Source organism: Streptomyces sp. NPDC048277, assembly GCF_040652235.1.
Lineage (GTDB): Bacteria > Actinomycetota > Actinomycetes > Streptomycetales > Streptomycetaceae > Streptomyces.
The window spans coordinates 64369-84800 of sequence record NZ_JBEZLQ010000014.1 but is presented as its reverse complement, the minus strand read 5'-3'; the positions used below and the strand labels follow the sequence as shown (position 1 = coordinate 84800).

Here is a 20432-nt window from a genome sequence, read left to right as displayed (position 1 = left end):
CCCTCGGCCGATCCCGCGCACCGCCCGGTTCCGGGTACAGCTGGCTATACCTTCCGGGGCTGGAGGCGCCGTACAACTGCGGTACGCCCTAAGGTCGTTGCCGACGGAGGAAGGAGCGGCGATGGCGGTCACGGATGTGCGGGCCGAGGGTGTCAGGGCCCTTGCCGAACGGACGCTGCGGGCGGCGGGCGCCGCGCTGGCCGAGCTCGTCGGCGGGCTCGGTACGGCCGCCCCGGCGTTCGGCCTGCTGCTCCTGCTCGCGGTGACGGCGCTGACCGCACCGCTCGGCGTGGGCCTGCTCCTGGCCCCGTTCACCCTGCGCGCGCTGCACGCCCTGGCCGGCCGGGAGCGGGCACGGCTCGGGCGGCGCGGCCCCGAGGTGGTCCCCCCGGAGCCGCCGCCCACCCGGCTGCGGCTCGCCCTCGTCGACCCCACCACCCGGCGCGAACTGCGCTGGCTGCTGCGGCACGCCGCCCTCGGCCTGCCGCTGGGGCTGCTCGGCGTCTGTCTGACGCTGTCCGCCGTACGGGACACGCTCTTTCCGCTGTACTGGCGGTTCTTGCCCGAGGCCGCGACCGCCACCTCCTTCGGCTACGGCGTCGCGCACTCCTGGGCCGACGCCTTCGCCGTCTGCGCGTTCGGCATCGGGTCGATCGCCGTCATCCTGGGGCTGACCCCCGGCATGGCCCGGCTCCAGGCGGAACCCGGACGGCGGCTGCTGGCCGCCGGACCCGGCCAGGACCTCTCCCTCCGGGTCGCCGAACTGACCGCCACCCGCGCCGCCGCCCTGGACGCCCACGCCACCGAACTGCGACGCATCGAGCGGGCGTTGCACGACGGCACCCAGAACCGGCTGGTCTCGGTCACCGTGCTGCTCGGCGCCGCCCGCCGCCAGGTCGCCCGCGACCCGTCCCGCGCCGACGAGATCCTGGAGCGCGCCCAGTCCGCCGCCGAACAGGCGCTGGCGGAACTGCGCACGGTCTCGCGCAGCATCCTGCCGCCGGTGCTGGACGACCGCGGTCTCGCGGGCGCGCTGTCCGGCCTCGCGGCCGACTGCCCGGTGCCGTGCCGGATCGACGTGGACGCGCCCGAACGCTGTGCCGCCTCCGTCGAGGCGACCGCCTACTTCGTCGTCGCCGAGGCGCTGACCAACGTCGCCAAGCACAGCGGCGCCGGACAGGTCACGGTCACCGTCCGGGCCCGCGGCGGCCGGCTGCGCCTGACCGTCACCGACGACGGGCGGGGCGGTGCTGGGGGCACCTCCCAGGCTTTCGGCACTGGGGGAGCGGACGGGGGTTCCGGGCTGACCGGTATCCGCCGCCGGGTCGCGGCGCACGACGGCACTCTCCGCCTGACCAGTCCGGCAGGCGGTCCGACAACCCTGGAAGTGGAACTGCCCTGTGGAACATGAGCCGGCGTTGCGCATCGTGATGGCCGAGGACGACCCGCTGCTCCGCGAGGGCCTGGCCCTCCTGCTGCGCGCCGAGGGCCTCGACGTGGCCGCCACCGCCGGAACGGCCGACGACGCCCTGGACGCCATCGACGCGCACCGCCCGGACATCGCCATCCTCGACGTCCGGATGCCGCCCACCCACACCGACGAAGGCATCCGCGCGGCCGTCGAGGCCCGGCGCCGCCACCCCGGCCTCGCCGTCCTCGTCCTGTCCGCCTATGTCGAGCAGAGCTTCGCCACCCAGCTGCTCACCGGCGGGGTCGGCGGTCTCGGCTATCTGCTCAAGGAACGGGTGGGCCGGGTCGAGGAGTTCCTCGACGCCCTGCACCGGGTGGCGGCCGGGGGCACCGCGATCGACCCCGAGGTCGTCGCCCAGCTCTTCACCCGCTCCCGCCAGGACACCCGACTGGAACGGCTGAGCCCGCGCGAACGCGACGTCCTCGCCCTGATGGCCGAGGGACTCGGCAACTCGGCGATCGCGGAACGCCTCGTCGTCACCGACGGCGCCGTGCACAAGCACATCCGCAGCATCTTCGCCAAGCTCGACCTGTCCCCGGCCGACCGGGTGGACCGCCGGGTGGCGGCGGTCCTGCACTACCTGGAGGACGCGCGCGTACGCGCCCGTTAGGCCCTAGACCCGGACCCCGAACATGAACGGGCCGCCGATGGTGCTCATCGACTCGTAACGGACGACCGTGCCGGTGCGCGGGGCGTGCAGGATCTGCCCGTTGCCCGCGTACAGGCCCACGTGGTGCAGGTCGTTGAAGAAGAAGACCAGGTCGCCGACCTGGAGGTCCGAGGTCGAGTAGATCTTGGTGCCGATCGTCGCCTGGGACTCGGAGGTGCGCGGGATGGAGACACCGGCCTGCGCGTAGGCCCAGGAGGTCAGGCCCGAGCAGTCGAAGGTGGACGGGCCGGTGTCGCCGAAGACGTACGGGCTGCCGAGCCTGGTCTTGGCGGCGGCGAACGCGGCGGCGGCCCTGCCGGTGGCGGAGGTGGCGTTGCCGAGGTCCACGCGGGCGCTGGAGGAGCGGCTGGCGCGGTCCTGCTCGGCGGCGAGGGCGGCCTTCTCGGCGGCGGTGAGGCTGTTGAGCAGCTTCTGCGCCTGGGCGAGCTTGCCCTGGACCTCGGTCTTGTTTTTGGCCAGTTCGGTACGGGTCGCGGCCAGGTCCTTGAGCTTGCCGGTCGCCTCCGCCCGCTCCTGCGCCAGTTCGCGCTGCTTGGCCTGGATCTTCTGCAGCGCCTCGACCTGCTGGCTGCTCAACTGGTCCAGCGTGGCCGCCTTGTCCAGGTAGCTGTCCGGGTCGGAGGAGAGGAACAGCTGCAGGGACGGGTCGAGGCCCCCGCTGCGGTACTGGGCGGTGGCCATGCTGCCTATGCCGTCGCGCAGTTCGTTCAGCTCGTCCTGTCCGCGGGCGACCGAGTCCTGGAGCGCGGAGATCTGCTTCTGGAGCTTCTCCTGCTTCTCCTTGGCCCCGTTGAGCTTCTCGGTGGCCTGCTCGGCCTCCTCGTAGAGCTTGTCGACCTGGGACTTGACCTCGTCCTTCTTCGGCTTGGCGGCGGGCGCGGCGTTCGCCGCCTGGGAGGAGAGGACGACTGCGGCAGCGGCAGCGGTGGTGAGCACGGTGACGCGAGCGCGGCTCGGCTGCTTGGGACGACGGTGGGACGCCACGGAGGCGGCCTCCTTCCGAACGAAAGAGTCGAGCAATGGGTCAACTGGAGCAACTAGAGGTACGAGTAACAGACATTAATGACTCTCTGATGATCAGTTCAAATCTCCGCATGGAAAAAATCCGGCCACCTGTTGTCGGTCAGGTAACTATAAAGAACCTTGACAGTTAAATGGTCTAGTCCAACTATGGGCGTCCATGAGACGCACTCGTGCCCTGCACGCCCTGACAGCAACCGCCCTGTCCGCCGCGCTCGTCGGATTTGCGACCGGCGCCGCACACGCCTCGGCCGCGCACCGCGCGAGGCCCCTGCCCGCGCACGTCTCCGCCCCCTACGTCGAGGCCTGGACCGGCCAGAGCCCCGCCGCGCTCGCCGCCGAGTCCGGCAACAAGTACCTCACCCTGGCCTTCCTCCAGACGCCCACGGCGGGCTCCTGCACCGCCGACTGGAACGGCGACACCACCCAGCCCGTCTCCCCCGCGGCCTTCGGCGCCGACATCGCCGCCCTGCAGGCCCGCGGCGGCGACGCCATCCCCTCCTTCGGCGGCTACAGCGCCGACACCACCGGCACCGAACTCGCCGACAGCTGCACCGACGTGGACGCCATCGCCGGCGTGTACGAGAAGCTCGTCACGACGTACGGCATCTCCCGCATCGACCTCGACGTCGAGGCGGACTCCCTCGCCAACACGGCCGGCATCGACCGCCGCAACAAGGCGATCGCCAAGGCCGAGCGCTGGGCCGAACGCACCGGCCGGCCGCTCCAGTTCTCCTACACCCTGCCGACGACGACCAAGGGCCTGGAGGCCGACGGCCTCGCCGTCCTCCAGAACGCCGTCGCCGACCACGCGCGCGTGGACGTCGTCAACCTCATGACCTTCGACTACTACGACGGCGCCACCCACGACATGGCCACCGACACGAAGACCGCGGCGACCGGCCTGTACGGCCAACTCCACGCCCTCTACCCGCACAAGAGCCCGAAGCGGCTCTGGGGCATGGTCGGCGTCACCGAGATGCCCGGCATCGACGACTACGGCCCCGCGGAGACCTTCACCACCCAGAACGCCACCGCCGTCGAGCGCTGGGCCACCGCCCAGGGCATCGACACCCTCTCCTTCTGGGCCCTCCAGCGCGACAACGGCACCTGCGTCGGCACCGGCGGCTCCGACTCCTGCTCCGGAATCGCCCAGGACACCTGGTACTTCAGCCACACCTTCGCCCGCTTCACCGGCCCCCGCCGGTAGCGTCCCGCGCCGACGTTTCGGCCCGGGCGTCCACAGGGTGTGGACGCCCGGGCCGGGTCGTGTGCGGGGCTACGGATTGACGACGGTTCCGCCGAAGGTGACGTTCAGCTTGCCGCTCGACGCGAAGGACCAGCCGAGGGAACCGGAGTAGGAGGAGCACCGGGAGCCGTTGGTGCCCGTCCAGAACTGGTTGGAGCTGTCGGCGTCCCCGACGGTCTTGTCGTTGGAGCCGTCGACGGCGAACCGGCACGAGGTGTCGGTCCTGAACACCGAAGTCCCCTTGTCGAAGGAGAAGTTGCGCTCGGTGTTGTCGATGCTCACGTTGTTCGAGATGGTCATCGTGCCCGGGTTGCTGTTGTAGGTGAACCCGTGGTGCCCGTTGTCGTAGGCGATGTCGTGCTGGACGACGTGGTTGACGGCGATGTCGTCGCCGCCGAGCTTGTAGCCGTTGCGGTCGCCGTTCGCGTTCTGGGTGCCGTCGGTCAGGGTGCCGTTGCCGTAGGAGAGCGAGTACTCGATGGTGACCGGACCGATGGCACCGGTGTCCGTCTTCGTGTAGAGGTCCCAGCCGTCGTCGATGTTGTTGTGCGAGACGTCGTACCGGAAGACGTTCCCGGTGCCGGTGGTCAGCTTGGACGCGAAACCGTCGGCGTTCTCGCCGCCGCTGTCCTCGTTGTCGTGCGACTCGGAGCTGACGATCAGGTTGTTCGACGGCCACGCGCTGCTCGACGTGCTGGAGGAGATCCGCCCGAGCTGCAGCCCGGTGTCCCGGTTGTACGCGGTCACGACGCGCTCGACGACGTTGTTGCTGCCGCCGACGTAGATGCCGTTGTCGCCCGCGTGCTCGACCGTGAGGCCGTACAGATGCCAGTAGTTGGCGAAGAGCTGGATGCCCCGGTTCGACGAACTCTCGCTCTGCGCCGAGAAGTCGAGCACCGGTGTCTCGCCCGGGTAGGCGGACAGCGTGGTGAGTGCGCCGGAGGAGCCGTTGGAGCCGGCCGGGACGGTCACCGTGGACGAGTAGGCGTACGTCCCGCCGCGCAGGTAGATCGTGCCGCCGGCGGCGATCCGGCTGATCGCCGAGGTGAGGGTGGTCGGCGCCGACTGGGTGCCGGCCGCGCTGTCGGTGCCGCTCGGCGACACGTACAGCACGGTGGACGCGGCCTGCGCGGGGGCGCCGGAGAATGCGACGAGCGTGCCGGCGAGCAGGCCGACGGATGCGATGACTGGTCTCACGTGCATCGTTCGTCTCCGTTCGGGTTCAGAGGTATGACCGCGCGGGAGTGCAGTGAGCAGGTGCCAGAAAGCGCTTTCTCTGCGAAGCTAGGGAGGGTGTCGTGGTCGCGTCAAGGGTCATGTATGTAAAGGCTGTTCGCAGATGTGATCCGATGGTGGCGGGATTGCGCCATGTGGACTATTTCGATGGCGATCGGAATAGGGGTCGCCGGACCCCGGTTGCCGTTGTCATGGATGAGACCACTGATGTCATGGATGAGATCACTGACAAGATCGACCTCGGTGCCGTCGGTGTGTGGCGCCACGACAGGACCGAGCCCGGGCTGGCGGTCGCGCTGGAGAGCCTCGGCTACGGCACTCTCTGGCTGGGCAACGTGACCGACCCGGAGCTGACCGAGGCCGAGCGGCTGCTCGACGCGACCGAGAGGCTCGTCCTCGCCACCGGCATCGTGAACATCTGGTCCAACCCCGCGGAGGAGATCGTCCGCTCGTACCGGCGCATCGCCGAACGCCACCCGGACCGCTTCCTGCTGGGCATCGGCGCCGGTCACCGCGAGATCACCCAGGAGTTCGTACGGCCGTACCGGGCGCTCAACGACTACCTGGACGTCCTCGACGCCGGCGGCGTACCGGTGGCCCGCCGGGCCCTGGCCGCGCTCGGTCCCCGTGTCCTGCGCCTGGCCGCCGACCGCTCGGCGGCCGCACACCGTTCCTAATCAGTGAGCAGGAGTGAGCCTTGGACCCATTCCTGGTCACTGCGGACATCCCGAACGGTTTTGGATGTCCTGGTCGCCCGCGTACTCGCCGCGTCCGGCGGCACGGATCGGGTCCGTGGTCCGGGGATGCGGGGGCGGGGTTCCTCACACCCAGGGGCACGCCGGTCGGCCTGGACGGTCCGATGCCCGTGCACATCGCTCTGGTGTGCACGGGGCGGTGTCGTCCGTCGCCGGATCGGGTGCCCTTGGGCGCGTCGTCCGATCGCGATGCTCGCCGCATCGTGCCGGGTGGTTTTGCGGGTGCGCCTGGCCGTCGGTTTTTGCCAGTGCTGGGCTCCCCACTTGCTGGTGTAGGCCGGGTCCACGGCGATGATCGTGATACCGGTGGCGTCGGCCATGGAGGTCAGCCGGGCGCGGAGCTTGCCGGTCGGCATGCCGGAGATGAGCTGGCGGAATCGTCGCTTGTGCCCGTGCTTCTCTCTGGTTTTCTCGGCCTGGAAGTCGAGGTCTTCGACCGCGACGGCCTTGACGCCGCATGTCTTGGCCCAGTTCAGAAGCTGCGTGAGGGCGTGCCGTACCTGGGCGTCGCGGTGCTGGGCGTTGCCGGACAGGTCGTAGGAGAACCGGCGCGGCCGGCCGATCGGGTTGCCGTGAGTGTCGAGGCGCCAGGCGGCGAGGTGGTCGGCGTTGGTGTCCACGCCGACCACACCGTCGGCGAGGGCGGCTTCGAGTGGGATGGTCTTGGTGGGAGGGATCTGCCAGGAGGCGTCCACGTACCAGCGTCCGCGCCCCGTGTCGTGGTGGAGGCGGTAGGCCACGGCCCGGTTGGCCTCCACACGGTCGGCCCACTCCTGCCCCCGGTGAGGGAACCGCACCTTCGCAGCGAGTATGTACCGGCCGTGCCTGGCGTTCGCCAGGTCGGCGAGCGGGGCCGGGAGCTTGATCGACACTTCGCCCTCGGGCGTGATGCGGATCGTCTCGTTGCCGAACCTTTTCCCCGACTCGCCGTCCGCCTGGAGGAACCAGCGCCCTGCTTCCCACCGCTCACGCCACTCGGCCTCGGTGAGCTGCGCCTTGTCGAGGTTGTGACGGGTGCCCAGCAGACGTTTACCGCCACGCACGACATGCACCCGGCTCTCTTCCTTGTCGGCCCGAACCTGATCGAGTCGGTCCTCCAGCACATGCAGGCGGCGTGTTTTGTGGAACCACTCGTGCGCGGAGCGGTAGCCGCCCGGAGCCCGTTTGGAGCCCTTCTGCCCGACTGGCAGCGACAGCCGGTGCCGGATCGTCGTGATACCGGCTTCGAGGGACTTGGCGTGCACGGCCTGGCCGCGCCGGGCGAGCGCCCACTGGTCATGCGTGGCCTTCGTGATCGACCCGGCCCACCTGGACGACGACTCGGCCGTCAGGTCCCGCTTACGGGCCGCCCATGACTCTAAGGAGTGCTCCAGGCCGTCAGCGCAACGCGCTTTGAGGTCCTTCGAGGCGAGCGAGCCCAGGTGCGCACCGACCAGGCGCAGAACCTTCTCATCCTCGGGCGTGAGGTCCTTGAGCCGGGCACGTACCGCCACACCGGACGGGCCGAGAGCGACGAAGGGCGCGGCGATCGGGCGGAGGTCAGCCATGTTCAGCGGCTTCCAGCGCCTTGCGGGCGCGGTTCTTCGCCGACCTGCGCCCGTACAGGCGGGCGCAGAACGAGGTCAGCACCTCCACCATGTCCCGCACCAGGTCGTCTTCGCCCTCGCCGTCGTCCAGCACCAGCAGTCGACGGCCCGTCGCGGACAGGGCGGCCTCGACAAGCTCGACGTTCATCCGGCCGAGCCGGTCCTTGTGCTCCACCACCACGGTGGTCACGTTCGGGTCGGCCAGCAGACGCCGGGCCTTGGAACGGCAGCCGTTCATCCCGGAAGCGATCTCCGCTTCAACACGAACGATTCGGTGACCGGCCTTCGCTGCCCATGCCGACAGCCGTGCGACCTGGCGTTCCAGATCGGTCTTCTGATCGTGCGAGGACACGCGGGCATACAGGCCCAGACCGCCGACGGCCTCGGGCGTGGTGTTCGCGTCAATGTTCACCAGGATCGTGCGTGCCCCGACCCGCCGAGCCGGTACCGGCAACGTCCCCTCATGGAACCAGCGATACGCGGTCTGCGGATGCACGCCCTGCGTCTTCGCCCATTCCGTCAGATTCACACTCTGACAACGAGACTCACTCATCCATGGTTACGCTCACCTAACCGACTTCGACGACCAGCAGATGGAGACCCCTACCTCGTCACCCCGGAACACACCCGCAGGGCGCGCGAGATCCTCGGTACGGGAACCATCCTGGCCCCGGAACAGAAGGTGGTCCTGGAGACGGACCGCTCCCGGGCCCGCGCGACGGGCGACGCCACGCTGGGCCGCTATCTGGGCCTGAGCAACTACGTCGGCAACCTCCGGCGGCTGGGCTTCGACGACGCCGACTTCGCGGACGGCGGCAGCGACCGGCTCTTCGACGCGCTGATCCTGCACGGCGGGACGCCGAAGGTGGCCGAGGGACTGAGGGCTCATCTGGAGGCGGGCGCCGACCATGTGGCGCTGCAGCTGCTGGACGGCCCCGGGGACACCCCGGACCCGCTCCCGGGGTACCGGGCGCTGGCGGAGGAGCTGGGGATCGGGGGCTAGGGGGGTCTGGGACGGGGGACGGAGGCCGGGGCCTGGGGCGGGGCCAGGGGGCCCGTGGTGCCGGGTTGTCGGGTGGCTCTGGATGCCGGGGGTCCCCGGGGTGTTGGGTTGCCCGGGGTATCGGGGCGTCGGGTTGCTCATGGTGCCGTGGTGCTGGGCTGTCGGGTGGCCCGGGGGCCGGGGATCCCCGGGGTGCCCGGTGTTGCCGTGGTGCTGGGCTGTCGCGTTGCCGGGTTGCCGAGGTGCCTCGATTGGTGGGTTGCCGGGGTGTCGGGCTGCCTGGATTGGTGGGTTGCCGGGGTGTCGGGCTGCCTGGATTGGTGGGTTGCCGGGGTGTCGGGCTGCCCGGATCGGCGGGTTGCCGGGGTGTCGGGCTGCCCGGATCGGCGGGTTGCCGGGTTGCCGGGCTGTCGGTGCGGTGGTTCGTGGGGCCGGGTCAGAGGGCGGCGGGCAGGCCGTTGAGGAGGTCGTCGAGTGGTGCGGGCACGTGGTCCGGTTCCAGTGCCTCGACCAGGACCCGGCCGTAATGGATCTTCCGTCCCGACGTCGTGCCGAAGAAGCGGCGGAGCTGCTGCTGCGCGGTGCGGCCCTGCTGGGCGGGCTGGTTCAGGAAGGTGAGCAGGGGGCGTCCGTCGCCCTCGGCCCGGACCACCTCCGCGACCCGGGCCGGGCCGAGCGCGCGGATGAGCTCGTCCTCCAGGTCGGCGGCGCAGACGAAGAACCCGTGCTGTGCCGCACCGGCCCGCTCCAGACCGCGGGCGTAGTAGGGCCGCTCCCGCTCGTCGCACAGTCCCGTGAGCCGCAGCCCCAGTCCGGGCGGCCCGAGCAGCCGGGCGAACCGCCCGACGTTCATCGCCCCGCCCATCGACAGGACGCACACCCCGTCGCCCGCCAGATCCCGCCCCCGCCGCGCCGCGAGCGCATCGACGGCGGCGACATCACTGGGCCCCTCGACGAGCACGGCCACCCGCACCCCGAGCCGCTGGGCCAGCTCACGCGCGGTATCCCCGGGCCCGCCGCCCGCCCACCCGGTGACCGCGTCCCGGAACGCCCCCATGTCCGCCATGGGACGAGTCTCCGCCGCTCTCCGGCGCCGATGCCAGGGAATATCCGGTGTCTCCGGCCGACGACGTCAGTCCGCGTGCCGTACGAAGACCGGCTTGAGGTGCTTCTCCGGGAGGGCCTCCGGCAACTGTTCCCAGTCCAGGACGTGGGAGACGACCCGCGCCGGGTCGACCTTGCCGGAGCGGGCCAGGGCGAGGGCGTCGGGGATGTGGTCGCGGACGTTGTCGCGGGCGATGCGCAACGTCACGCCGGTGAGGTACATGTCGAGGAGGGGGAGTTCGCCGGGGCGGAAGTGGTTGCCGGCCGACTCGCAGATGCCTTCCGGGGCGAGGGACCTGACGGCGAGGGCCAGTTGGTCGACCCGGCCCGTCGCCTCGACCGCGATGTCGAAGCCGTGGTGGACGGGCGACTCCAGGGTCTCCGCCGTGGCGGCGCCGAAACCCCGGGCGATCTCGCGGTGTTCGGGGTCGGGGTCGACGTAGAGGACGGTGGCGGCGCCCAGCGCGCGGGCGATGTCGACGACGTAGAGGCCGATGCTGCCGCGGGCCACCACCAGGACCCGGGCTCCCGGCCGGCTCCTCAGATGTGGGGCCACCAAGCGCCAGGACAGCGACCAGTTGTCGCTCGCCGAGGCCATCGCCACCGGGTCGAGGTCGGCGGGCAGCGGTACGAGCATGGCGTCCGCGTACGGCACCCGGACCAGGTCGGAGAAGAGGCCGCCCCAGGTGCCGCCGATCGGGGCGCCGTACATCGCCATGTGCGGTACGGCCGTGCAGTGGGCGGTGAGGCCGGAGCGGCAGTGGTCGCAGGTACCGCAGTTGACGGACCAGGGGACGACGACCAGGTCGCCCGGGGAGACGGTGGCGACGGAGTCGCCGGTCTCGACGACCCGCGCGACGCACTCGTGGCCGAGGGCGAACGGCGGGTCGATGAAGCCGTGGCCCGCGAGGATCGCGGTGTCCACGTCGCACGACGTCGCCGCGACCGGGGCGACGATCGCCTCCCCGTCACCGCGCAGCTTCGGGTCCGGTGCCTCGCGCCATTCCACGGTGTCGCGGGCGACGTAGGTCAGTTCACGCATCGGCCCGGTCGCCCTTTGCCAGCGCCACGAGGTCGGCGTACCGGACGACCGAGCCCCCCGCGCCCCAGGTGCCGTCCGGCTGCTCGTGGACCAGTACCCACACCCGCAGCGCGTCGGCCGCGGTGAGCCCGGCCGCTTCGAGGACGGTCCGGGTGGCGTCCTCGACCAGTCCGGCCCTGCGGCGCTCGGAGAGCGCGCCCTCGGGGACCGTGACGTCCACGAGGAAACGGGGCGCGTCGTCCTCGGCGGTGGTCTGGGCGCCCTCGGGCAGTTCGACGAGGTGGCTCCAGGCCTGGGCGCGGAAGAACGGCGTGTCGGGAGCGCCCTCCCAGCGCAGGAGTACGGCGGCCAGGTCGCGTTGGACGGTGCTGCGGCCCGCCTCGGTCAGGGAGCCGGTGGGGGCGGTGAGCCGGATCAGGGGCATGGGTGCCTCCTTGGGTGGACGGGGTTATGACAGTCGTTATAAGCGGAGGTCACGCTAGACTATGACGATCGTTATAACCAGAGGGGCGGAAGAGGGATGGAAGGGGACGGGGCCTTGGCCGAGTCCAGCGGCACGCCGTCGCGCGAGCGCGTCGTGGCCGGTGCGGCCGATCTGATCAGCCGGCGCGGCCTGAACGCCATGAGCATCCGTGAGCTGGCGAAACACGCCAGGGCGCCGCTCGGTTCGACGTACCACTACTTCCCCGACGGCAAGCAGCAGTTGGCGACGGAGGCGGTGCGGTACGCCGGCACGTCCGTGGAACGGCTGCTGCGCAAGGAGTTGGACGCCGGGCCGGTCGCCGGGCTGCGGGCCTTTCTGGGGCTGTGGCGGGGGATCGTCGTGGCGAGCGGCTTCCGGGCCGGCTGTCCCGTCCTCGCCGTCTCGGTCGAGGAGCCGCCGCCGGGCGACGAACTCCCTCCGTCGCTCCTCGCCGCGGCCGAGGCGTTCGAGAGCTGGGAGCGCCTGCTCGCCGAGTCCCTGCGGAGCCATGGGGCCGCCGGCCGGGCCCCCGAACTGGCGACCCTCGTCGTCGCCTCGGCCGAGGGCGCGATCGCGATGTGCCGCGCCCGCCGGGATACGGAGCCGCTGGACCGGGTGGCCCGGCAACTCGAAACACTGATCGGCGCCGCGCTGACGGGCCCGGCGTGATGGGCCCGGCGTGACGGGTCCAAGGTGACGGGTCCGGCCTGGCGGGTCCGGTCCGCGGAGGCGTGTCGCGGGGCGTGTCGCGGAGGCGTGCCGCCGGGCATGGATAGACTCCGCCCGCACCACACGGACCCGGCGGCCGTACCGCTATCATCCGGATGTGGAACGTTCCCAAAATGAATCGCCGGACTTGTCGCCGGACCTGTCACCGGATCTTCCGCCGGCCCTACGGCCGCCGGCCCTGTCGTCGACCATCGTCGTATGGGACCTCGGCGGTGTCCTGGCCCCCTCCGGCCGTGCCCTGACCGCGCTGGCCGACGCGCTCGACGTGTCGGATTCCGTGCTCGCGGAGCCGTACTGGGCCCATCGGGACGCGTACGACCTCGGCGGTTCGGCCGCCGACTACTGGGGGCGGATCGGTGCGGCGCTGGGGCGTCGGTTGGACGGGGAGTGGGTCGAGCGGCTGGACCGGATCGACTCGGACGGATGGGCGGCGATCGCGGACGAGTCGGCCGCGCTGCTCGGCCGGCTCGCCGCGCGCGGAACGCCCCTGGGGGTCCTCTCCAACGCCCCCGCCTCACTGGCGGCGGCCGTCCGGCGGGCCGAGTGGAGCAGGCGTTTCGAGACGCTCGTCTTCTCCTCCGACCTCGGAGTGATGAAGCCCGACCCGCAGGTCTACCGGGGTGCCGGGGAACGGCTCGGGCGGGCGCCGTCGGACGTGGTGTTCTTCGACGACCGCGCGGAGAACGTCGAGGCCGCCCGGGCCCACGGCTGGCGCGCCCATGTGTGGACCGGCGCGGCGGCGGCCACCGCGGTGCTCGCCGCGGAGGGTGTGCTGATCGATGGCTGACCGGCCGAGAAACCCGACGATCATAGACGTGGCCCGGCAGGCCGGGGTGTCCAAGTCCGTCGTCTCCCGTGTCGTCTCCGGGCGCGGGAGCGTCGGGGAGGAGACCCGGCAGCGGGTCATCAGGGCGGCCCAGGAACTCGGTTACGTCGTCAACGCGTCCGCACGGGCGATGGTGGCGCACCGGACGTACACCGTGGGCGCGTTCGTGCGGGACGCGGCCACTCCCTTCTACGGCCACCTCCTCACGGCCATGCAGGAACGCGCCGCCTTCCACGGCTACCGGGTGGTCACCGCCACCGGGTCCGGCCGGTTCGAGGTGAGCGACGAGTACCGCGCCCTGGAGACCCTCGCGATGCTGCGCGTCGAGGCGCTGCTCGTGTGCAGCGGGCTGCTGCCCAGCGAGCGGATCGTCCCCTTCGCGGCGCGGCTGCCGACCGTGGTGGCGGGGCGTCCGGAGACCCATCCGAGCATCACCAGCGTCTACTGCGACGAGGACGAGGGCGGCACGGCGCTGGCCGACCACGTCCTGGAGCTGGGGCACCGCGAGGTCGCGGTCGTGACGGTGCCGACGAGCAAGTCCGTGACGCTGGGGCCGCGTACGGCGGCCATGGTCCGGCGGCTGCGGGAGGGCGGGGCACGCGTGCTGGAGGTCGGGGAGCGGCCCCGGGAGTCGGCCGGCGCGATGGCGGCCGAGGTGCTGCGGCGGCCCGGGATCACCGCGGTGATGGCCCCGAGCGACCGGCACGCGGTCGCCCTCATGGAGCAGTTCCGGCTGCGCGGCGTGGATGTGCCGGGGGACCTCTCCGTGACCGGTTACGACGGTATCGGCGAGCTGGCGACGTCCCTGATCGGCCTGACGACCTGGCGCCAGCCGATCGACCTGATCGGCAGCCGGGCCGTGGACGCGCTGGTGCAACTCCTGGACGGCGAACAGCCACCGGACCACCACGAGTCGCTCCCGGGTTCCCTGGTGACGGGCCGCACGACGGCACGGCCGACGCCCGCGTGACCGTCTGATCCGGCCACCATCTGACGGTCGGACCATCTGACCGGATTTTGCCGACTGTTCACCCAACCGGTGCTGTCCTCGTCCGGCCCTGAATGGGAACGTTCCACACATGCTTGGGAACGTTCCACTTCGCGCCGGCCGCCGACTCCGCGGCCGGCTGGCAGGGCCGCTCATGGTCCTGCCGTGCGTCGTACTGCTGCTCGTCTTCGCGTACTGGCCGGTCGTCCGGGGCGTCGTCCTGAGCCTGTACGACAGCGACCTCCTCGGCGACCCGACCGTCTTCGTCGGCGCCGCCCACTACGTCGACCTCGTCACCGACCCCGACCTGCGGCGGGCCCTGCTCGCCACCGGCGCCATCGCCGGGCTCAGCGTCCTGCTCTCGGTCGGCGGCGCGCTTGCCGCCGTGCTCCCGCTGCGCCGGGCGGCGGCCAGGCCGCGGGCCGTGGTGTCGGTGCTCCTCTCGCTGCCCTTCGCCTACTCCGCGGCGGCCTCCGCGGCCGTGTTCGCGGGCCTGTTCGCCCCGGCCGTCGGCACGCTCAACGAGGTGCTGGCCCACCTCGGGATCACCGGCCCGGAGTGGCTGCGCTCGCCGGGCTGGGCCGTCCTCGCGATCTCGATCGCCACCGCCTGGTACGAGTTCGGTTTCGCCTTCCTCGTCCTGCTGGCCGCGCTGACCCAGCTCGACCAGTCGGTCATCGAGGCGGCGGCGCTGGACGGTGCGGCGGGGCTGCGGCTGGCCCGGTCGGTGATCGTCCCGATGCTCCGCCCGAGTCTGGTCTTCCTCCTCGTCACCCAGACCATCAGCGGACTGCAGGTGTTCACCCAGGTCCAGGTGCTGACCCGGGGCGGACCGGCCGGGGCGACGTCGACCCTGGTGTACGAGCTGTACCGGCGCGCCTTCGGCGAGGCGCTGCCCCAGGTCGGCTCGGCCGCCACGCTCGCGGTGGTGCTGTTGCTGCTCGTCCTCGCCGTCACCGCCGTCCAGTTCCGGGTGCTGAGGAGTTGGGCCGCGTGAAACTCTCCTCCGTACTGCGGTGGTCGTGGCTCGCCGCGGTGGTGGTGATCGTCGCCTTCCCGGTGTACGTCACCGTCGTCACGGCGCTGCTGCCGCCGTCGGACGTCGCGGCGGGCCGCCTCATACCGGTGCCGGGCCGGCTGACCCTGGACAACCTCCGTACGGCACTGGACTCGGCCCCGCTCGCCCGCCAGTACGGCGTGAGCGTGGCCGTCACGGTGCTCCAGTCGGCCGCGCAACTGGTCACGGCCGCGTTGGCCGCGTACGCGCTGGTGTTTCCCCGGTGGCGGGGGCGGGGGCTGGCCTTCGGCCTGGTCCTGGCGACGCTCGCGTTCCCCGGGGAGAGTCTGGTCATCCCCAACTTCGAGACGGCGACGGCACTGGGGCTGCGGGACACGCTGCTCGGGATCGTCGTGCCGTATCTCGCCGCCGGATACGCCGTGTTCCTGCTCCGGCAGGCGTTCCTCGCGCTGCCGAGGGAGGTGTGGGAGGCGGCCCGGCTGGACGGGTGCGGGGAGGTGCGGGCGCTGGTGCACGTCGTACTGCCCATGGCCCGGCCGCAGTTGATCACCGCGGCGATGTGGTGCGCGCTGTCCGCGTGGAACGGGTACTTCTGGCCGCTGCTCATCACGGACTCGCCGACCCGGCGGACCGTGCAGGTGGGGCTGGCCCAACTGGTCGTCGACCAGGCGACGTCGCCGGCGGTGATCTACGCGGGGACGTTGCTCGTGCTGCTGCCGACGCTGGTGCTGGTGCTGTTCGGACAGCGGTTCCTGGTGCGGGGGCTGGCGGCGAGGGTCACGACCTGAGCGCCGTCGGAACGGCCTGCGCGTGACCGGCCGCACATCGAAACATCGATAGATCGAAACACAGTCCCGACACAGTCCCGCGCCCCTGCCGGGGCGCTGTGAACACCTTTCGTATCAAGACAAGGAAGTTCGTCATGCCCGTACGTCCCAGACGACCGCACATCGCAGCCGCCTGTCTCACCACCGCCCTCGCGCTCGCCCTCACCGCCTGCGGAAGCTCCGACGGCGGCGGTACGGCCTCCGGCGCCGCCCCCGGACCCTCCGCCCTCGCCGCCGCCAAGGGAGCCGTGACCGTCACTCTCTGGCACGGGCTCGGCGGTCCGGCGGGTGAGGCCTTCCAGAAGGAGATCGACGCCTTCAACAAGGCCAACAGCGGGAAGATCGTCGTCAAGGCGTCCTTCCAGGGCAGCTACGCCGACGCCGTCGCCAAGTACACCTCCGCCGTCCGCAACGGCGGCACCCCGTCGGTCATGGTCACCAACGACATCACCACCGGCTATCTGCGCGACGCCGGGCAGACCGTCTCCGCCCAGGCCATGGCCGCCGCCAATCCGAAGGACCTCGACCTCGACAAGCTCCGCCCGGCCGCCCGCAGTTACTACACGGCCGACGGCAAGCTGCTCGCCGTACCGCTGAACACGTCGATGCCGCTGCTGTACGTCAACGACAAGCTGCTGGCGAAGGCCGGCGTGGACCGGTCGACGCTCGGCACGCTGGGCGAGGTCGCCGCGGCCGCCCGCAGGATCCACTCCGCGGTCCCCTCCGTCAAGGGCATCGACCAGCCCTTCGACGACTGGTGGTTCGAGCAGCTCACGGCCGCGGCCGGGGAGCCGTACTGCACGCCGGACAACGGCCGGAAGGGCGACGGCGCCACGGCCGCGTCGCTGACCGGTGCGGCCCAGCGGACCGCGATCGGGACCATGGCCAAGCTGTACACCGACGGTGTCGCCCTCGACACCGGGACCGACGGGAACGCGGCGCTGTCCGCCTTCGCCGCCGGCAAGACCGCGATGATGTTCAACTCCAGCGGTGCCATCGGCGGTCTGGCCGAAGCGGGGATGAAGGGCTACACCGCGCTGCCGTACCCGCTCTCCGCGTCCTCCGCGGGGGCCGCGATCGGCGGGGCCGCGATGTGGGTGGACCAGGCCGGGCACAGCGCGGCCGAGCAGGTGGCGAGCTGGAAGCTGATCAGCTATCTGGCCTCCGCGCCGGCCCAGGAACGGTTCGCCGAGGCCTCCGGATACGCGCCGATCAACACGGACGTCGACGACTCGGCGACCTGGAAGGCGTTCCTCGCGAAGAACAAGCCGTACGCCGTGCTCGCGAAGCAGTTCGCCGACACCCCGGCGACGACGGCCACCTCCGGCTGCCTCAGCGGGGCCATGCCGGGTGTGCGGGACGTGGTCGTGCCCCAGATGCAGCAGGCGTTCAGCGGGAAGGTGCCGCTGGACAGCGCGCTGAAGGCCGCCGAGAAGGCGGCGACGAAGAAGATCCAGGACTACCGGAAGCAGGCAGGACAGTGACTGAGACGCGCCACGAGCCCGGACTGACCGACATCGACATCGAGGTCAGGGCCGCAGCCCGCTTCGACCGGGCCGCCGGTGACCCGTACCGCTACGGCGTCTACCTCCGCCCCGACCCCGCGACCTGCGCCGCGGTCACCGCCGTGACGGGGCAGTTGCGGGCGCAGTACGGGTTCGTGTCGGCGGGCGCCTTCCCGCCGCACGCGACCCTGGTGGGCAGCCGGCACATCCCGGTCCCGGAGGCGGAGATCACCGCCGCGGTGACCCGGGCCCTGGACGGCGCCACCGCCTTCACCGTCCACAACGCGGGGGTACGGCGGCAGGGCGTCGGCCTGGTCTACGACGTCGCCCACCTCGCGGACGGCACCACCCCGAACACGGCGTTCACGGAACTGGCCGCACGGGTCGACGAGGCCGTCGTCCCCCTCCAGGCCCCGGCCCCGAACCCGGCGGACCACAGCTTCGACGCGAGCGCCTTCCGGCCGCACCTGTCCCTGCTGTCCCACGACATGTATGTACGACCGGACCTGCTGGAGGAGGCCGACGAGTACGTCCGGGGACTGCCGGTGCCCTTCCCGGACAGCTTCCCGGGCGACACCGTCACCCTCTACCGCACCGCCAGCGAGGACTGGACGGGCCGCTGGTGGACGACCCTGACCTGGGAACACGTCCACACCTGGCGCCTGCCGCGCTGACGACGCGGTAGCCGACGGCGCCGGGGCCGACCGCGCCGTGGCCGACGGCCGCCCGGGTCGGCAAGCCGCCCGGGCCGGCGGACCGGGTCGGGAACGTCCCGGCGGCGGTCGCGTAGACCCGGGCGCCGGTGCGGGCGCCCTCGCCGCCCGACGCGAGAAAGGTCTCCGCGGCCGCGAGGTCCGCGATACGCGGGGAACGCTTCGTGGTCCGCGGCGAGTCCAGGCGGGTGCGGGTGCGGGTGCGGGTGCGGGTGCGGGTGCGGGTGCGGGTGCGGGTGGCGGCCACCGCTGCCGCCGAGGATCACACCGCGCCTGTGCGGCCGGGTGCAGCCCTCGACCGGCATCCCGGTCCCCGGTCCGCCCGGACCCGTCGGCGCTGTCGAGGGCGTCGCCGCGGACTTCTCAACCGCCTCCCGGGCCCGCCGGGTTACGCGCGGCTCAGCCCCGTGACCAGGATGCCGACCAGTCGGCGGGCGTCGTAGCGGGGGTCGTTCTCCGCGCCGATGCAGAGGTTGCCGACGCCCCGCATCAGCTCGTAGGCCGTGAGGCCGTCGCGGATCTCGCCGGACTCCGTCGCCGCGTCGACGAGGCGGGTGCACACGGGGACGAGCCGGTCGAGGAAATAGGTGTGCAGGGTGTCGAAGCCGGCCTGGTCGGAGTGCAGGGCCCCGGCGAGGCCGTGCTTGGTGGTCAGGAAGTCCACGAAGAGGCCGATCCACTGACGCAGGGCGTCGTACGGGGTCGGGGCGGTGGCCAGCAGGTCGGGGCCTGCCTCGGCGCAGGCCTCCACCTGGTGCCGGTAGACGGCGATGATCAGATCGGCGCGGGTCGGGAAGTGCCGGTAGATCGTCGCCGTGCCGACGCCCGCCCGGGCCGCGATGTCGCGCACCGGGGCCTCCACGCCGGACGCGACGAACGCCGCCGCGGCCGCCTCCAGCAGGGTCACCTCGTTGCGCCGCGCGTCCGCCCGCCGGGGCCGGGCCGCCGGCTCCGTGTCCTTCGGCCGGGGCGTTGCCGCCTGCTCTTCGTCCTTCATCGTCCGTCCCTCATCCCGCGCCCTTTGCCGCCCCTCGGTGTCCTTCGGTGTCCTTCGTGCCCTTTGCCGTGTGCTTCCTCGGGCGTCACCCTATCGGGGCGTTGCGAAACGGGACAGTGTTCCGTATCGTCGAAGACATGAAACGGGACTGCGTCCCGGTTGTCTGTATGTGTACGTGAGGAGACTCGGTCATGCAGTACCGCACCTTGGGCCGTACCGGTGTGCAGGTCAGCACGCTCGCGCTCGGCGCGATGAACTTCGGCGCGATCGGCCGCACCACCCAGGCGGAGGCGACCGAGATGGTCGACGTCGCCCTCGACGCCGGGATCAATCTGATCGACACCGCCGACATGTACGGCGAGGGCGAGTCGGAGGAGATGGTCGGCAAGGCCATCGCCGGCCGTCGGGACGACCTCGTGCTGGCCACGAAGGCCGGTATGCCGATGGGCGAGGAGCGCAATCACCGGGGCGGTTCACGGCGATGGCTGGTCACCGAGCTGGAGAACAGCCTGCGGCGGCTCGGCGTCGACCATGTCGACCTCTACCAGATACACCGCTGGGACCCGGCCACGAGTGACGAGGAGACGCTGTCCGCGCTGACCGATCTGCAGCGCGCCGGAAAGATCCGCTACTTCGGCTCCTCGACCTTCCCGGCGTACCGGATCGTGCAGGGCCAGTGGGCCGCCCGCGAGCACCACACGAGCCGCTACGTCACCGAACAGCCCAGCTACTCCCTCCTCCAGCGCGGGATCGAGGCCCATGTGCTGCCGGTGACTGAGGAGTACGGGATGGGCGTGCTGGTGTGGAGCCCGCTGGCCTCGGGCTGGCTGTCGGGTGCCGTGCGCAGGGGCCGGGACATCACCACCAGCCGCGCCGCATTTCTTCCCGACCGCTTCGACCTCACCCTGCCCGCCAACCAGGCCCGGCTCGACGCCGTGGAGCGACTCGCCGCCGTCGCCGAGGAGGCCGGGCTGACCCTGATCCAGCTCGCGCTCGGCTTCGTCACCGCGCACCCCGCCGTCACCAGCGCCCTCATCGGCCCCCGCACCCCGGACCACCTGCGCTCCCAGCTCGCCGCCGCCGACATCGTGCTCTCCGCCGACGTCCTCGACGCGATCGACACGATCGTCGCCCCCGGCACCGACCTGGCCGCCCACGAGAAGTACGACACCCCGCCCGCCCTGCTCGATCCGGCCCTGCGCCGCCGCTGACCGACAGCAGAGAGGCCAT

Annotated in this window: 20 protein-coding genes and 1 pseudogene; 13 read left to right on the top strand and 8 right to left on the bottom strand. The window is 71.6% G+C overall.

Annotation, left to right across the window (positions count from 1 at the left end):
- Positions 1-121: 121 nt before the first annotated feature.
- On the top strand, positions 122-1411 hold the full coding sequence (locus tag AB0D85_RS28605) for a sensor domain-containing protein (RefSeq protein WP_362326107.1): 1290 nt from the start codon (positions 122-124) through the stop codon (positions 1409-1411).
- A 7-nt stretch (positions 1412-1418) separates the two neighbouring features.
- Positions 1419-2081, top strand: coding sequence for a response regulator transcription factor (locus AB0D85_RS28600; protein WP_362326696.1), 663 nt, complete (start codon positions 1419-1421; stop codon positions 2079-2081).
- Positions 2082-2084: 3 nt separating this feature from the next.
- On the opposite strand, the gene AB0D85_RS28595 is transcribed toward AB0D85_RS28600, so the two are convergent.
- Positions 2085-3125 (bottom strand): NlpC/P60 family protein, encoded by a 1041-nt coding sequence (locus tag AB0D85_RS28595; RefSeq protein WP_362326103.1) that lies wholly within the window; start codon positions 3123-3125, stop codon positions 2085-2087.
- Positions 3126-3321: 196 nt separating this feature from the next.
- Between AB0D85_RS28595 and AB0D85_RS28590 the strand changes: the two genes are divergently transcribed.
- On the top strand, positions 3322-4371 hold the full coding sequence (locus AB0D85_RS28590) for a chitinase (RefSeq protein ID WP_362326100.1): 1050 nt from the start codon (positions 3322-3324) through the stop codon (positions 4369-4371).
- Between the two features lie 69 nt (positions 4372-4440).
- On the opposite strand, the pseudogene AB0D85_RS28585 reads toward AB0D85_RS28590, so the two are convergent.
- Positions 4441-5523, bottom strand: a pseudogene (locus AB0D85_RS28585) (right-handed parallel beta-helix repeat-containing protein); the annotation flags it as partial.
- Positions 5524-5858: 335 nt separating this feature from the next.
- Between AB0D85_RS28585 and AB0D85_RS28580 the strand changes: the two are divergent.
- Entirely contained in the window at positions 5859-6323 is a 465-nt protein-coding gene (locus tag AB0D85_RS28580) for an LLM class flavin-dependent oxidoreductase (protein WP_362326097.1), read from the top strand.
- Here the strand turns inward: AB0D85_RS28580 and AB0D85_RS28575 are convergent.
- Both AB0D85_RS28575 and AB0D85_RS28570 read right to left on the bottom strand, forming a co-directional pair.
- Entirely contained in the window at positions 6320-7948 is a 1629-nt protein-coding gene (locus AB0D85_RS28575) for an IS200/IS605 family accessory protein TnpB-related protein (protein WP_362326094.1), read from the bottom strand. The two genes, AB0D85_RS28580 and AB0D85_RS28575, sit on opposite strands and share 4 nt — an antisense overlap.
- Entirely contained in the window at positions 7941-8516 is a 576-nt protein-coding gene (locus AB0D85_RS28570; protein ID WP_362326091.1) for an IS607 family transposase, read from the bottom strand. Before AB0D85_RS28570 ends, AB0D85_RS28575 begins: the two co-directional genes overlap by 8 nt.
- A gap of 153 nt (positions 8517-8669) precedes the next feature.
- Between AB0D85_RS28570 and AB0D85_RS28565 the strand changes: the two genes are divergently transcribed.
- Positions 8670-8990 (top strand): hypothetical protein, encoded by a 321-nt coding sequence (locus tag AB0D85_RS28565; protein WP_362326088.1) that lies wholly within the window; start codon positions 8670-8672, stop codon positions 8988-8990.
- A gap of 436 nt (positions 8991-9426) precedes the next feature.
- On the opposite strand, the gene AB0D85_RS28560 is transcribed toward AB0D85_RS28565, so the two are convergent.
- From AB0D85_RS28560 to AB0D85_RS28550, 3 genes are all read right to left on the bottom strand, one after another.
- Positions 9427-10056 (bottom strand): TOPRIM nucleotidyl transferase/hydrolase domain-containing protein, encoded by a 630-nt coding sequence (locus tag AB0D85_RS28560; RefSeq protein WP_362326085.1) that lies wholly within the window; start codon positions 10054-10056, stop codon positions 9427-9429.
- Positions 10057-10122: 66 nt separating this feature from the next.
- Positions 10123-11136, bottom strand: a complete 1014-nt coding sequence (locus tag AB0D85_RS28555; RefSeq protein WP_362326081.1) for an alcohol dehydrogenase catalytic domain-containing protein — start codon at positions 11134-11136, stop codon at positions 10123-10125.
- On the bottom strand, positions 11129-11560 hold the full coding sequence (locus AB0D85_RS28550) for a tautomerase family protein (protein WP_362326078.1): 432 nt from the start codon (positions 11558-11560) through the stop codon (positions 11129-11131). The genes AB0D85_RS28555 and AB0D85_RS28550 overlap by 8 nt, the downstream gene beginning before the upstream one ends.
- 114 nt (positions 11561-11674) lie before the next feature.
- Between AB0D85_RS28550 and AB0D85_RS28545 the strand changes: the two genes are divergently transcribed.
- From AB0D85_RS28545 to AB0D85_RS28515, 7 genes are all read left to right on the top strand, one after another.
- Positions 11675-12268: a TetR/AcrR family transcriptional regulator gene (locus AB0D85_RS28545; protein ID WP_362326075.1), complete on the top strand. Its 594-nt coding sequence runs from the start codon at positions 11675-11677 to the stop codon at positions 12266-12268.
- A gap of 157 nt (positions 12269-12425) precedes the next feature.
- Positions 12426-13115 (top strand): HAD family phosphatase, encoded by a 690-nt coding sequence (locus AB0D85_RS28540; RefSeq protein ID WP_362326072.1) that lies wholly within the window; start codon positions 12426-12428, stop codon positions 13113-13115.
- Between the two features lie 28 nt (positions 13116-13143).
- On the top strand, positions 13144-14124 hold the full coding sequence (locus AB0D85_RS28535; protein WP_362326069.1) for a LacI family DNA-binding transcriptional regulator: 981 nt from the start codon (positions 13144-13146) through the stop codon (positions 14122-14124).
- Positions 14125-14296: 172 nt separating this feature from the next.
- Positions 14297-15139 carry a sugar ABC transporter permease gene (locus AB0D85_RS28530; RefSeq protein ID WP_362326066.1) on the top strand — a complete coding sequence of 281 codons (843 nt, stop codon included), beginning with the start codon at positions 14297-14299 and terminating at the stop codon, positions 15137-15139.
- A complete protein-coding gene (locus tag AB0D85_RS28525) occupies positions 15136-15948 on the top strand; it encodes a carbohydrate ABC transporter permease (protein WP_362326063.1) in 813 nt (270 codons plus the stop codon). Before AB0D85_RS28530 ends, AB0D85_RS28525 begins: the two co-directional genes overlap by 4 nt.
- A 134-nt stretch (positions 15949-16082) precedes the next feature.
- Positions 16083-17471 (top strand): extracellular solute-binding protein, encoded by a 1389-nt coding sequence (locus AB0D85_RS28520; protein ID WP_362326060.1) that lies wholly within the window; start codon positions 16083-16085, stop codon positions 17469-17471.
- The gene (locus tag AB0D85_RS28515; protein ID WP_362326057.1) at positions 17468-18166 is read left to right on the top strand and encodes a 2'-5' RNA ligase family protein; all 699 of its coding nucleotides are present in this window, start codon (positions 17468-17470) and stop codon (positions 18164-18166) included. The genes AB0D85_RS28520 and AB0D85_RS28515 overlap by 4 nt, the downstream gene beginning before the upstream one ends.
- A gap of 427 nt (positions 18167-18593) precedes the next feature.
- Here the strand turns inward: AB0D85_RS28515 and AB0D85_RS28510 are convergent, their stop codons facing one another.
- Positions 18594-19202 (bottom strand): TetR/AcrR family transcriptional regulator, encoded by a 609-nt coding sequence (locus AB0D85_RS28510; protein WP_362326054.1) that lies wholly within the window; start codon positions 19200-19202, stop codon positions 18594-18596.
- Positions 19203-19393: 191 nt separating this feature from the next.
- On the opposite strand from AB0D85_RS28510, the gene AB0D85_RS28505 reads away from it, so the two are divergent.
- Positions 19394-20413: an aldo/keto reductase gene (locus tag AB0D85_RS28505; RefSeq protein WP_362326051.1), complete on the top strand. Its 1020-nt coding sequence runs from the start codon at positions 19394-19396 to the stop codon at positions 20411-20413.
- The last annotated feature ends 19 nt before the right edge of the window (positions 20414-20432 follow it).

Coding starts and splice junctions, on each gene's coding strand:
- AB0D85_RS28605 (WP_362326107.1), top strand. CDS start 122: ATGGCGGTCACGGATGTGCGGGCCGAGGGTGTCAGGGCCCTTGCCGAA.
- AB0D85_RS28590 (WP_362326100.1), top strand. CDS start 3,322: ATGAGACGCACTCGTGCCCTGCACGCCCTGACAGCAACCGCCCTGTCC.
- AB0D85_RS28580 (WP_362326097.1), top strand. CDS start 5,859: ATGGATGAGATCACTGACAAGATCGACCTCGGTGCCGTCGGTGTGTGG.
- AB0D85_RS28575 (WP_362326094.1), bottom strand. CDS start 7,948: ATGGCTGACCTCCGCCCGATCGCCGCGCCCTTCGTCGCTCTCGGCCCG.
- AB0D85_RS28560 (WP_362326085.1), bottom strand. CDS start 10,056: ATGGCGGACATGGGGGCGTTCCGGGACGCGGTCACCGGGTGGGCGGGC.
- AB0D85_RS28555 (WP_362326081.1), bottom strand. CDS start 11,136: ATGCGTGAACTGACCTACGTCGCCCGCGACACCGTGGAATGGCGCGAG.
- AB0D85_RS28550 (WP_362326078.1), bottom strand. CDS start 11,560: ATGCCCCTGATCCGGCTCACCGCCCCCACCGGCTCCCTGACCGAGGCG.
- AB0D85_RS28530 (WP_362326066.1), top strand. CDS start 14,297: ATGGTCCTGCCGTGCGTCGTACTGCTGCTCGTCTTCGCGTACTGGCCG.
- AB0D85_RS28520 (WP_362326060.1), top strand. CDS start 16,083: ATGCCCGTACGTCCCAGACGACCGCACATCGCAGCCGCCTGTCTCACC.
- AB0D85_RS28510 (WP_362326054.1), bottom strand. CDS start 19,202: ATGAAGGACGAAGAGCAGGCGGCAACGCCCCGGCCGAAGGACACGGAG.
- AB0D85_RS28505 (WP_362326051.1), top strand. CDS start 19,394: ATGCAGTACCGCACCTTGGGCCGTACCGGTGTGCAGGTCAGCACGCTC.